A 12,441-nucleotide genomic window follows, 5' to 3' on the forward strand; every position below is an offset into this window, starting at 1 on the left:
GGGCTCGCAACGGCCCTACGGAAGCGACTCGGGCATAACTTGCGCGTGTCGTCGGCGCGTTTCCTCGATAGGGCGGGAAAGCTGTGCTAGTGATTCGGTTCCAGGCCCGGGCAGCCAGACCGGCCGCCGACACAAACTGCTAACATCGACGGTACAACTCGGGCGATTATCGGGTGCAAGCGATGAGCGGCCTGATGCCCGTCATGCGCCATCACAATGAGTAAACCGGCTCCGGTCTCGACGATGTGACATCCCGACTGCTGCACCCTCTTGGCAAGGTGGACGCGGGAGGCAGAGAGTGAACAACTGACAGCGACCCCTCCGTACAGACGACGGCATCCGGATGCGACCCGGATGCCGTCGTTCTGTTCGTCGGGCCCTCTTGGCAAGGCGTCCGGCGATAGCTGAAGTAAAACTCATTTCCCACATCTATGCATCGACTGATCGGACCCTCGTGCACCCCGTTTGTCGCCTCGTCCACTTCCGGACGGGCGGAAGACAGCGAAGGAAAATGCGGCATGGAACGGCTCTCCACCAGGCCGGCCTCACTCTCGGTGAACCCTGCACCGCAACTCGAGCACGTAGAACTCATGCCGACCCGACGACTCGTCTGCCGACTCAGTTGTCCACGAGCACCTCCCATTAGCGGAACCACTCGGAATTTACCACAAGAAAGAAACGAGACGCCGCTTATCGCGGATAACTCGAACTATCCCAGATGATCTGGTAGCGGGCACCGGATTTCGGCTTCCCGACGTCGTAGACCGCCTCTCCGGTGGTCGCATCGACGGCCAATGGGCACTCATCGGCGATCTCCCATTCGGTACCGCCACCACGCGGCCGGGTCAGCTCCACGGCCCTGGCCTCGATAGGCCGCATGACAGGCGGGAAAATGACGCGCAGTTTCAGCTCCCCGATCGGCTCGATGATGTTCTTGGCCAACATCGACTGAAAGGTGCGGCCCGTGTCGTGCAACTCTTGAAGAATTTCGATATCAGTGGTCGCGCCTTTCCGTAAGGGGCGCTCCAAAACCACGTAGTAGTACTTCCAGAATCCGTTCCGGGAGATCTCGGTCATCAGCGAGTGCCCGTTGCTGACCACCCGCGGCGGCGGGACGTTCCCGGAGCCGGTCCAGGTGTAGCGGTTCTTGAACATCTCGACGTTGTGCTTGTTGGCCTTGATCCGCACCCGCACCGTCTGCTGATGCTTGAGAATGTCGTCCGGATCGAACCGGTACACGTACTCGGCGCTCTCCCAGGAATATTCCGCGGTCTTGCTCATCCGCCGCTGCATCGTGAGGGTGCCGACGAGGATTCCGGTCCCGAAGGACAGCAGGCCGATCACCGTATACGTCACCACTGCGGGAATCGCGCTGCCAGATCCGGCCACTCTGGCGACGACATAGACGACTCCGGCGACCGCCATCGCGAGCCAGCCGAGATTCCGAACGATCCCGACCCACGTACCCACGCTTTTGATCTTGCCGAATATGTTCACCTCTGCCATCGCCCCCAGAACCCTTCCGACGAATATTCGATATTCACGTTCACCGGGCCACGAAGTGTGGGAAGTAAACGACTCGAACCATATCCGGAAGCACTCAGGGCTGCTGTCACGCGATCGGGGGAGCCACCTCCACAACCAGAGCCGGCAATCCCATCCGGCCCGATAAGGAATGCACGAGCTCGCGAATGTACGGATGCGCTATCTCGATCAATCCGACGGCGCCGAACGCTTTGAGGTCACTCTCCGTCAAAGGTGGATCATCGGGCAGCCGGACCACCACGTGCAACACGATCTTCACGGTGAGGAACCGCTCCGGAGTGGCGTCACGGCCTTCGAGCTCATAGGTGCAGGCGTAGACCATGTGGCCGGGAATCGACGACATCTCACGTTTGAGGTCGAGCAGCACGACGCGTAACGGCGGTTTGACCACCGGCAGCAGCAGTTCGGTGTCCAGTCGGCGCAAACGGAGGTCGACCAGGGAGATCCGGCGGACCACGTTCTCCGAGCGTTGCCGCAGATCGTTCCGCGGCTTCACGCCGGATTTACCGCCTCATCCAGCGCCCGGACGAACCCGTCGTCGCCCGCGGACGCCACGCTCATCTCGTCGTCGCCGGGAGGCGGTATCTGAATGGGCACCCCGGCCCGGGTCACCACGAGAGCGTCACCGGCGTAACCCCATTCCGAGGCATCCGCCTTCAGCACCTTGGTACGGGAGTTCGCCTTGTACGGCAGCGACCGTTCCTCCCAGGAGGTGAAGTGCCGGGTGACGCCCTCGCGCAGCATCAGATCCAGGCTGCAGCCCAGGACCCGCGCGTACCGCTGCAGGGTGGACAGCCGCGGGTCGGTACCGCCGTTCTCCAACTCGGAGATCGCCGACTGGGTCGTCGACATGCGGCCGGCGATCTGCCCCTGCGTCAGGCCACGCCGGCGGCGCATCCACGCCAGCGCACGGATCAACCTGCCGCGGATGTCGGCCTCGTGCCCGACCGCCGACAGGGATGCCTCCACGCCACCCGCCACAGCCTTCACCTCCGCTCAGCCGCGGTCACCGCCCGCAGCGCCTCACACATCCGCCATGACGGAGGCGCCCTTGCCCTATTCAGGCATGATAAGTCCGGTCTGCGGTGCAGACCAGCGGCGTGTCCGACTCGCCGACCGGAAGAAGCGGACGGCGCGACCCGTACCGGCACGGCGACGGTCCCGGCACCGTCAGCCGTACGAGTCGAACAACGCACTGGCGCCGAGAATGGCGCGGCGCCACCCGATCACGACGGACAACCTGTGCGAGGTCACATCGGCGTCAGCTGTTGCCGGGTGGGCAGTTGCGGCTGGTTCGGCGGACCGAGTACTCGCGATCGTCGGCGGTGATGCCGGAGGGCTCGCCCGCGAAGACGGCCTCGCTCTTCTCGCCGGCGGCCCGCTGCTCGTAGTGCAGGTGCGGGGCGCCCGACTTGCCGGTGCTGCCGACGCGGCCCAACTGCCGGCCCTGCTCGACGCGGTCGCCCTCGCGGACCAGGGGCGGCTCCAGCATGTGCAGGTACTGGGTCTCCCACAGGCCGCCGTGGTCGAGTCTCACCCAGTAACCGGCGCCGCTGCCGTGCGGGCCCTCCGGGTTGTCGGGGGTCCGGGACCCCAGGGTGCCGTTGATGCCCGCCTCGACGACGGTGCCGGCGTAGGACGCGTGGATCGGGCGGCCCCACGCCGAACCGGAGGACGGGAAGAAGTCGATGTCGTAGTCGTCGTGGCCGGGATAGGTGCCGAGGATCCACGTCTCCCCGCACGCGACCGGCAGTTGGAAGTCGGGGCGCGGGCCGGGCGTGCGCAGCCGCGGGACGGTCACGACGATGAGCCCGAGGAGGGCGACGAGAGTGACGGCCACGGCTATTCCGGTACGGGCACGCGCTGTCACCCGGCTGATCCTGGCAGAGCATGTCAACACACACTGATCGGGGCTCGTACCCGCCGCACGGTGACACGGCCGGCTCGTGACGGAGTGACCGCCTCTTGCGTGAGGGCGGGGCGGGTGGACCGTACCCCCGAATGGTTCAACGCCGCGGTCAGGGGCAAAATCAGGACCATGAAGCGGGGTGTGTGGGCGGCCGGGGCCGCCGCGGCAGCGTTGGCGGCCGTCGCGGCGCGGGATCTGACGCAGCGCCGGCATGCGCTGCTGCGCAACTTCCCGGTGATCGGGCACGGCCGCTATCTGATCGAGGCGATCGGGCCGGAGCTGCGGCAGTACGTGGTGGCGGCCAACGACGAGGAGCGGCCGTTCACGCGTGACCAGCGGCGATGGGTCTACGCCTCGGCGAAGAGGGAGAACAACTACTTCGGGTTCGGCACCGACAACGACATCGAGTTCACCGCCGGATATCCGATCATCAAGCACCGCACGTTCGGGCGGGCGGTGCCGCGGTCACATCCGGAGGCCGGCTACGAGGCGTCGGTGCCGTGCGCGAAGGTGCTCGGTGGCGCGCGCGGCCGGGCCCACGCGTTCCGGCCCGGTTCGGTCGTCAACATCTCCGGCATGAGCTTCGGATCGCTGTCCGGGGCGGCCGTCGAGGCGCTGAACCGGGGCGCCGCGATCGCCGGCTGCCTGCACAACACCGGTGAGGGCGCGTTGTCGCCGCATCACCGGCACGGCGGTGAGCTGGTGTTCCAGATCGGCACGTCGTATTTCGGCTGCCGCGACGAGCAGGGCCGGTTCGATCTGGCCAGGCTGAAGGACGTCGTCGCGTCCAACCCGATCAGGGCTCTGGAGATCAAACTCAGTCAGGGCGCGAAACCGAGCCTCGGTGGCCTGCTGCCCGGCGCCAAGGTGTCGGCGGAGATCGCCGCGACCCGGGGCATCCCGGTCGGCGTCGACTGTGTGAGCCCGTCGCGGCACGCCGAGTTCTCCGACACCGACAGCCTGCTCGACTGGGTGGAGCTGCTCGCGACGGAGACCGGGCTGCCGGTCGGCATCAAGTCGGCCGTCGGCGACCTGGACTTCTGGGACGAGCTGACCACGCTGATGGTGACCACCGGCCGCGGCGTCGACTTCGTGACCATCGACGGCGGCGAGGGCGGCACCGGCGCCGCCCCGATGATCTTCTCCGACTCGGTGTCGCTGCCGTTCCAGGTGGGCTTCGCCCGGGTGTACAGGATGTTCGCCGAGCGCGACCTGCACGAGAAGGTCGTCTTCATCGGCGCCGGCAAGCTCGGCCTGCCGGACAATGCGATCGTCGCGTTCGCGCTCGGTTGCGACATGGTCAACGTGGCCCGCGAGGCGATGCTGGCGATCGGCTGCATCCAGGCGCAGAAATGCCACACCGACACCTGCCCGACCGGCGTCGCCACCCAGAACAGGTGGCTGACCAGGGGCCTCGACCCGGGCCTGAAGTCGGTGCGGGCCGCCAACTACGTCAAGACGCTGCGCCGCGACCTGCTCAAGGTCGCCGAGGCCTGCGGCGTGGAGCATCCCGGTTTGATCGAGACGTCGTCGGTGGAGATCCTCGACGGGCGGACCACGGCGACACCGCTGGACCGGGTCTACGACTACCAGCCGGGCTGGGGCCTGCCGTCGAAGGCCGACCAGGAGGCCGTCATCGCCCTGATGCTCGACGAGCCGCAGGGCGGCAGCGCGCCACCCTCGCTGTAGACAACGCGTCGTGACGATCACCGAGACGGCTCCGCTGCGGGAACCGGTCTTCCGGAGTCTGTGGCTGGCGGTCCTGGCCGGGAACGTGGGCACCTGGATGCACACGGTCGGCGCTCAGTGGCTGGTGGTCTCCGAGGCGAACGCCGCCACCTGGGTGAGCCTGGTGCAGGCCGCCACCACCCTGCCGGTGCTGGTCCTCGCTCTGCCCTCCGGGGCGCTCGCGGACAACCTCGACCGCAGGCGGCTGCTGCTGGGCGTACAACTGGGGCTGTCGTGTGTGGCCGCGACGCTGGCGGTGCTCGCGGCGCTGGACCGGGTGGAGCCTCCGCTGCTGTTGGTCTTCACGTTTCTGCTCGGCGCCGGGCAGGCGCTGACGCTGCCGTCGTGGCAGGCGGTGATCCCGGAGATCGTGCCGCGCGAGCAGCTGCCGGCCGCGTCGGCGCTCGGCGCCGTCAACACCAACCTGGCCCGCTCGGCCGGGCCCGCTGTCGGCGGCCTGCTCGTGGCGCAGTTCGGCCCGGCCGTGGTGTTCGCGCTCAACGCCGTCTCGTTCGTGGTGTTCGCGCTGGCCCTGGCCCGGTGGCGGCGTCCACCGCAACCGCCGGCCGACCGTCCGGAACGATTCGGGACCGCGGTGCACGACGGCGGCCACTTCGTCCGCTACTCGCCGGACGTGCGCCGGATCCTCGGCCGGGTGCTGCTGTTCGTGCTGCCCGGCAGTGTCGTCTGGAGCCTGCTGCCGCTGGTCGCCCGGGATCTGGGCCTCGGCGCCGGCGGCTACGGCGGCCTGCTCGCCGCGCTGGGCGCCGGCGCGGTCCTCGGCGCGCTGCTGATGCCACGCGTCCGCGCCCGCCTCACCCCGAACCGGATGGTGCTGGCGACCGGGCTGGTCTACGGCTCGGCGCTGCTGGTGATCGCGCTGCGCCCCGGCGTCACGGCGGCCGTCGCCGCGCTGTCCGCCGCCGGGCTGGCCTGGATGATGCTGGTCTCGCGGATGAACACGGCCATGCAGCTCGTGCTGCCGAACTGGGTGCGGGCCCGGGCTCTCGCCGTCTACCAGGTCGTCTTCGCCGGCGCACAGGCGGCGGGCGCGCTGGCCTGGGGGCAGGTCGCGGCGGCCTTCGGCCTAACCGCGACGTTCGGCACGGCCGCGGCGATGATGGTTGCGGGCACTTCGACGGTACGGGTGCTGCCGGTCCGCACCCACGAGGACGCCGACACGAGTCCCGCCGTCTTCTGGCCCGAACCACACCTGATGCTGCAACCCCGTCCCGATCGGGGCCCGGTCCTGGTGCAGGCGTCCTACCGGGTCCCGGAGCCGCACACGTCCGCGTTCGTCGCCGCCATGCACGGCCTGCGTGACTCGCGGCTGCGTACCGGCGCCTCCCGGTGGGGTCTGTTCCGTGACGGCGCCGACCCGCGGACCTTCGTCGAGACCTATCTGGTCCCGACGTGGGAGGAGCACCTGCGCCAGCACGAGGGCCGGCTCACCGGCAGCGACGAGGAAGCCGAGCAGCGGGCGGTGGCCCTCGCCGACGGCCCGCCCGTGATCCGGCACCTGCTGGACGCCGAATCCCTCTGACCGGCGCCTCCGGGCTGTTTGAATGACCTGGTGAGGCCACTTTGGGGCTGGTACTTGGCGATTCTGGGGCTGGCGGTGGGCGGGTACTTCTGGACACCGGACACCTGGGTCCAAACCGTCGTCTACGACTCGATCGCGCTGTCCGGTGTCATCGCCATGGTGATCGGCGTGCGCCGCAACCGGGCCGCGGCCGCCCGGCTGTGGATCATGTTCGCCGGCTGTCAGCTACTCGCGGTCTGCGGCGACTTCACCTACGCCTGGTATGCCCGGCACCTCGACCTGTCCCCGTACCCGGCACCCGCCGACGGCTTCTATCTGGCCGCCGGCTTCCTGGAGGTCGTGGTCCTGGTGCGGATCCTGCGACGCCGGCTGCCCACGCGGGACGCGGCCGGCGTCATCGAGGCCGTCATCCTCACCGGCTCGTTCGCGCTGATCGCCTGGGTGTACCTGATGAAACCGGTCACCCAGGACGCCGACCTCACCACCGGCGGGAGACTCGTCGCCATCGGCTACCCGGTGATCGACCTGCTGCTGCTGACCCTGCTGGCCCGCATGCTCGTCGGCGGCGGCGCCCGCAACGGCGCATTCCGGCTGCTCGCGCTCGGCATGACCAGCTATCTCGTGGCCGACTACGCCTGGGCGTTCACCGACCACTTCCAGTTCGAGGCCGGCACGTTCACCAGTCACCTGATGGACGCCGGCTACCTGCTGGCCTTCGGCCTCTACGGCGCGGCCGGCCTGCATCCGGGGATCCGCGACCTGGCCGAGCCGGTCGAGGTGACCGGCCGGCACTTCTCGCGGTGGCGACTCGGGTTGCTCACCACGGCCACGATGATCGCGCCGGCGCTGCTCGCCGAACAGGCCTGGTTCGCCGACAACCACGTGCCCGACGCGCAGGCGATCGCGGCCGGCTGCATCGGGATGTTCCTGCTGGTGGTGGCACGGATGACGGTTCTGATCCGGCAGGTCGAGCGGCAGGCGTCGGTGCTGGAGAGCCAGGCCGAGGAGCTGACCGAGCTCGCCCAGCGGGACACCCTGACCGGCCTCGCCAACCGGCGCGCCTGGGAGCAGGCGCTGCCGCTGGCGCTGGACCACGCCCGGCGCGACGGGAACCTGCTGACGCTGGCCGTCATCGACCTCGACCACTTCAAACGCTTCAACGACCGGTACGGCCACCAGGCCGGCGACCGTCTCCTGAAGGAGGCCGCCGCGGCGTGGACGGGCGGACTGCGCTCCGGCGATCTGCTGGCCCGCTACGGTGGCGAGGAGTTCGCCCTGATCATCCCGAACGGCGGCGCCGCCCTGGCCGCGGAAGTGCTGGACCGGCTGCGGCCGTTGACCCCGCACGACCAGACCTTCTCGGCGGGTGTGGCCGTGTGGGACGGCCAGGAGTCGTCGGAGATGCTGTTCGCGCGCGCGGACGCCGCCCTCTACGAGGCGAAAGGGGCCGGCCGCAATCGGGTGGCGCTCGCCGCGTGACCCTCGCCGGCGAACTCCGCCACCACCGCGGTCAGCGCCTCCGGAGTCTCGATCTGTGGCAGGTGACCGGTCTCCGGCAGCAGCGTGAACCGGGCGCCGGGAATCGCCGCGGCGTAGGCCCGGCCGAAGTCGGTGTCGCCGATCCGGTCCGCCTCGCCCCAGACGACCAGGGCCGGGGCGGTCACGCCGCTCAGTCGGGCGGCGAGGGTCGGATCGGTCATCGCGCGGCCCGCATAGACCTCGATGGCGGCACGGTTGCCGGCCATCGCCGCCCGAGCCTCCGCGGGTAGCCGGGCCGGGTCGACGCCGTACGTCACCGGGTCGTGATAGCTGAGCGCGGCCAACTCGGCCGGTGTGAGCGCGAAGAAGTCGGCGACCGGGTGGCCGGGAACCTCGATGCCCACCGCGTCGACCAGCACGTAACCGCCGACCCCGGCCGGGTGCAGCAGAGCCATCTCGGCGGCGATCCAGCCGCCGATCGAGTTGCCGACCACCGTGACGCCGGTCAGCCCGAGGGCGTCGAGCAGGGCCACATATGTCGCGGCGAGGCCGGCGATGGAGTCGAGCGCGGCGGGGCGCGGAGTCCCCTGGAAGCCGGGATGGATCGGAGTCAGCACGCGGGCGGGTGCGGCGGCGGCCAGGCGGTCCGCCCACGGTGTGACGGTGAGCGGGCCACCACCGCCGTGCAGCACGAGGATCGGACGGCCCTCACCGCGCTCGCTGAGGGTGACCTCGACCGGGCCGATGGTGGGGACGGTGAGTCGGTGCGTATTCATATAAGGAACCTTAGGTCAGGTTCCTTATATACGCAACCTGCTATAGCCTGGCACCCATGAGCGCGTCGTTGCAGCAGGTCGGCCTGGCGGTCAAGCGCCTTCAGTGGCGTCACCACCGCGAGGCCAACCGTCGACTGGCCCCCCACGGCCTGTCACTGGTCCAGTGGGACACCCTGCGTCACCTGCACGCCGAGCACGAGCCGTCACTGCACCGACTCGCCGAGCTGACCTTCCAAACCGACCAGTCGATGGGCGAGCTCGCCCGGCGGATGGTGGACCGCGGCCTCATCGAGCGCATCGAAGGCCCGGGACGCAAAGTCCAGCACCGGCTCACCCCGGCCGGTGACGAGCTACGCCTGGCCGGGTCGGCGGCGGTCGACGAAGTCCTCCGGGAGTCCCTCGGCCACCTCAGCGAAAGTGAGTGCGAGACCCTGCACACGCTGCTGCTCAAGGCGGCCGGCGCGCTCTGAGGCCTTTCCGCGCCTCCGGGCGGCGCCGCCTGGTGCGGTACTCACCGTCCGCCGCCGCGACACCGCTTCCCGACTGCGATGCGCCGCCGCTCGCCGCTCGCCGCTCGCCGCTCGCCGCTCGCCGCTCGCCGCTCGCCGGTCGCCGGTCGCCGGTCGCCGGTCGCCGGTCGCCGGTCGCCGCTCGCCGGTCGCCGCTCGCCGGTCGCCGCTCGCCGCTCGCCGCTCGCCGCTCGCCGGGAAGGTATCCCGCGGCTCAGGGGTTGCAGTCCACCGCGACATATACGCGATCAAAGCGTCTCGCGATCAGGTCGTCGCGCTGGATCGTCCAAAAGATGGCCGCGCCCGCGCCCCGACCGGCCGTGTTGCACTCGGCCAGCAGCACCCAGTCCGCGGGATCCGGCGACGTCGTGCCGGAACGATTGCCATCCTCTGCCGCCGCGAAGTAGGCGGCTTTTGCGCGCACATCGTCGCCGTTGAAGTCCGTGCCGTACCCGCCGATCGCGAGCGGCGGCGATTCACCCCATTGGTCCTGCCACACCTCGGCCAGCTCCTTGGACCGGGGATGCCCGGGCATCGGCGCGAGCCACGGGGGGCCAGGCAGGCCGATCTCGCCCACGAACGGCAGGGAGACGTCGGCGGTCAGGCGCGCCTCACCGCGCGGAAGTTCGCCGATGACCTCGGCAGAATCCTCGTTGTCCGAGTAGAAATTCGGTTCCGTCCACTCCTCGACGGCCACGCCCGCCGGGACATACACCACATCGCCCATGGAATAGGAGTCTTCCTGCTCGGGGAACCCGAAAAACAGCAGCCAGCCGTCGGACGGCAGAGGCAGGTCCGTCACGTCCGCCGGCAGGGCCGCGCAGTCGATGGTGGCGATCAACGGAAACTGCGGATTCCGGGTGCCGGCGGGGAGCATCACCGGGCCGCCGAACCGGCCCACGACCGGCCCGTCACCGTCCTCGGTCAACCGTGCGCACGGCCGGGCGAGCGTCATCCACCGCTCCACGTCGGGGGCCGGAATGCTCCGCTGGAGAGCCTCGGCGCGGATCTGGTCGAGGATCGCCACGTTTCGGGAGTTCATCGAGGAATCATAATGGCCACGCGTGCCGCGGCTCCTGACGCGACATGGCGTACCTATCGTCGAGGTCCGGCGTGCGAAGGTGAGCACGCTTATGCCCACGATCACTGTTGCGTACGCCGGGCTGCTGGGCGACCAAGGCGAAGTTCACCAAGAAACATCCGCCGGGATCGTCGAAGTCGAATATCTCCTGGCCCACGCCCCGGCTGGCACTCCGATACCGGCGATGATCTCCGCGGCGGGATCGCGCTGGAACATTGAGGACGAAAGACCACCCACTCCGCACCCGGCACACGACCCGAAGCAGCGTCGCGCGCCCCTGATCCGACTGTCGATGGCCGCCCTACGCGGCCTGCTCACCGCGACCGTCCTGGCCCGCACCGCCATCGACCACGCCGCCGATGCGCACCGGCCTTCCGCGGACCTCCTACGCCGGTTCGGAGCGGAGGATCCGGACCGAGCCGACCGTGGCGTAGCCCCGCCACTCGACGGCCGCGGCCGGGCTGTAGGCCGGGAAGTCGACGGTCCAGCCGCCGTCGTCCTGCTGACCCGCGGCGAGCCGCTCCAGGTCGGCGGCAATCGCCTCCTTGCTGAACAGCGCCCGCGACGGCCCGTCAGCATGCGGCGTGAAGGCGAGCGGATGCAGCACCTCCCCGCCGGCGCCGCCGACCGGCGTCGGCCCGTCGGTGCGGACGAATCCCGCCATGCGCTCCAGCAGCGCCCCGGGCTCCGGGACGACGTCGAGAAACTGCATGACGAACATCAACTCGTACGCGCTGGGCGCCCCGCTCAGACCGTCGATCACGGTCAGGCAATACCTCGTGGCGCCGGTCAGCCACGGATGCCCGGCAAGGTCGGGCCGCACACGGGCCAGCCGGTGCGCCTGGGCCGCGAGCTGCGTCGTCATCTGCAGCGACGAGGCGTCCGGGTCGGCGGTCGTCCAGTGCGGGGCGCTGCCGTCGACATCGGCGAACGGCAGCGCGAACGGGATGCCGCCGTCACCCAGCGAGTGCTCGGCCAGCCAGTCGAAGAGCCGGGGTGCCCTCTCGCTCGGGTCACCGACCTCGGCCAGCACTTCGAGGGCGTGCATCGCGGCGACCGGCTGGCTGGTCACCGAGCGCAGGTCGGGTTCGAGCGCCCAGCCGTAGCCGCCGTCGGGATTACGAAACCCATCCAGCACGGTCAGCACCTGCTCCGCGGTGGCCGCGCCGAGCAGGAATCGCATGCGCCGCCAGTCGAGGACCCGGCCGTTCATCGCGACGAACCTGGCCGCGGCGTCGAGATCGAAGCTCATGGCCCGATCCTGCCCGGTCACGGCTGTGGTCGCACGGCGCCGGACACGCACCGCAGGATGAGCCGCAGCACGTCGTGCCGGGAGGCGCCGTGCTCGGACTGGTAACTCCACCCGGCGTAGAGCTGCGACCACACCAGATTCTGCACCCAGACGGGTGGCAGCTCCGGGTCGATGCTGCCGTCGGTGTGCCCACGCCGCACCATGGCGACGAAGTCATCGTCGCAGGCGCCCGTCTCGTCCTCGACCTGCTCCAGGAAGAGCAGCGACAACAGGTCACCTAGATCGAAATACTCCTGGCAGAGCCGGACCAGGGCGGCCCCGCCGGCGCCCTCGCCGAGCCGGGCACGCTCACCGGCACGGCCGAGACGGGCGTTGGCCTCGGCGCGCAGGGCGGCGATGAGGTCGCTGCGCTCCGGGAAATAGCGATGCAGAGTGGTACGCCCCACGTCGGCCGCGTCGGCGACGTCACCGAGCGAGGCAGCCGGATTGCGGGCCAGCACCTCGATCGCCGCATCGAGGATCGCCTGCCGGGTGCGGGCCCGGCTCCCGGTGGGGGCGCTCATCACCGGGACAGAATAACACTTGCCCAGAACGGAACAGTAGTGTTCCATTGCGGGCA

At 69.6% G+C, this 12,441-nt stretch carries 12 protein-coding genes; 4 read left to right on the forward strand and 8 right to left on the reverse strand.

Annotation, left to right across the window (positions count from 1 at the left end; translation table 11 throughout):
• Positions 1–690: 690 nt before the first annotated feature.
• The 4 genes from ACQPZW_RS30275 to ACQPZW_RS30290 all read right to left on the reverse strand — a co-directional run bounded on the left by ACQPZW_RS30275 (position 691) and on the right by ACQPZW_RS30290 (position 3,415).
• Positions 691–1,506: a hypothetical protein gene (locus ACQPZW_RS30275; RefSeq protein ID WP_433789444.1), complete on the reverse strand. Its 816-nt coding sequence runs from the start codon at positions 1,504–1,506 to the stop codon at positions 691–693.
• Between the two features lie 106 nt (positions 1,507–1,612).
• A complete protein-coding gene (locus tag ACQPZW_RS30280) occupies positions 1,613–2,002 on the reverse strand; it encodes a hypothetical protein (protein WP_433789445.1) in 390 nt (129 codons plus the stop codon).
• A 35-nt stretch (positions 2,003–2,037) separates the two neighbouring features.
• On the reverse strand, positions 2,038–2,526 hold the full coding sequence (locus ACQPZW_RS30285) for a helix-turn-helix domain-containing protein (RefSeq protein WP_433789446.1): 489 nt from the start codon (positions 2,524–2,526) through the stop codon (positions 2,038–2,040).
• A 280-nt stretch (positions 2,527–2,806) separates the two neighbouring features.
• Positions 2,807–3,415, reverse strand: coding sequence for a M23 family metallopeptidase (locus ACQPZW_RS30290; RefSeq protein ID WP_433789448.1), 609 nt, complete (start codon positions 3,413–3,415; stop codon positions 2,807–2,809).
• A gap of 168 nt (positions 3,416–3,583) precedes the next feature.
• Here ACQPZW_RS30290 and ACQPZW_RS30295 point away from each other — a divergent pair, with 168 nt between their 5' ends.
• Genes ACQPZW_RS30295 through ACQPZW_RS30305 form a run of 3 tightly spaced genes read left to right on the forward strand, consistent with a single transcriptional unit; the run spans position 3,584 to position 8,204 of the window.
• Complete coding sequence (locus tag ACQPZW_RS30295) at positions 3,584–5,143, forward strand: FMN-binding glutamate synthase family protein (RefSeq protein WP_433789449.1); 1,560 nt, start codon at positions 3,584–3,586, stop codon at positions 5,141–5,143.
• A gap of 10 nt (positions 5,144–5,153) precedes the next feature.
• Positions 5,154–6,725, forward strand: a complete 1,572-nt coding sequence (locus tag ACQPZW_RS30300) for an MFS transporter (protein ID WP_433789450.1) — start codon at positions 5,154–5,156, stop codon at positions 6,723–6,725.
• Between the two features lie 30 nt (positions 6,726–6,755).
• Entirely contained in the window at positions 6,756–8,204 is a 1,449-nt protein-coding gene (locus ACQPZW_RS30305; RefSeq protein WP_433789451.1) for a diguanylate cyclase, read from the forward strand.
• Here ACQPZW_RS30305 and ACQPZW_RS30310 read toward each other — a convergent pair.
• Positions 8,156–8,980, reverse strand: coding sequence for an alpha/beta fold hydrolase (locus ACQPZW_RS30310; protein WP_433789452.1), 825 nt, complete (start codon positions 8,978–8,980; stop codon positions 8,156–8,158). The genes ACQPZW_RS30305 and ACQPZW_RS30310 overlap by 49 nt on opposite strands.
• Before the next feature lie 56 nt (positions 8,981–9,036).
• Here ACQPZW_RS30310 and ACQPZW_RS30315 point away from each other — a divergent pair, with 56 nt between their 5' ends.
• Positions 9,037–9,450 carry a MarR family winged helix-turn-helix transcriptional regulator gene (locus ACQPZW_RS30315; protein WP_433789453.1) on the forward strand — a complete coding sequence of 138 codons (414 nt, stop codon included), beginning with the start codon at positions 9,037–9,039 and terminating at the stop codon, positions 9,448–9,450.
• A 253-nt stretch (positions 9,451–9,703) separates the two neighbouring features.
• Here the strand turns inward: ACQPZW_RS30315 and ACQPZW_RS30320 are convergent, their stop codons facing one another.
• The 3 genes from ACQPZW_RS30320 to ACQPZW_RS30330 form a co-directional block, all read right to left on the reverse strand.
• Positions 9,704–10,531, reverse strand: a complete 828-nt coding sequence (locus ACQPZW_RS30320) for a DUF1963 domain-containing protein (protein ID WP_433789454.1) — start codon at positions 10,529–10,531, stop codon at positions 9,704–9,706.
• Positions 10,532–10,955: 424 nt separating this feature from the next.
• Positions 10,956–11,822, reverse strand: a complete 867-nt coding sequence (locus ACQPZW_RS30325; RefSeq protein ID WP_433789455.1) for a hypothetical protein — start codon at positions 11,820–11,822, stop codon at positions 10,956–10,958.
• Positions 11,823–11,839: 17 nt separating this feature from the next.
• Positions 11,840–12,385 carry a TetR/AcrR family transcriptional regulator gene (locus ACQPZW_RS30330; RefSeq protein WP_433797659.1) on the reverse strand — a complete coding sequence of 182 codons (546 nt, stop codon included), beginning with the start codon at positions 12,383–12,385 and terminating at the stop codon, positions 11,840–11,842.
• Positions 12,386–12,441 lie beyond the last annotated feature (56 nt).

The organism is Actinoplanes sp. CA-252034, from assembly GCF_050956125.1.
Lineage (GTDB): Bacteria > Actinomycetota > Actinomycetes > Mycobacteriales > Micromonosporaceae > Actinoplanes.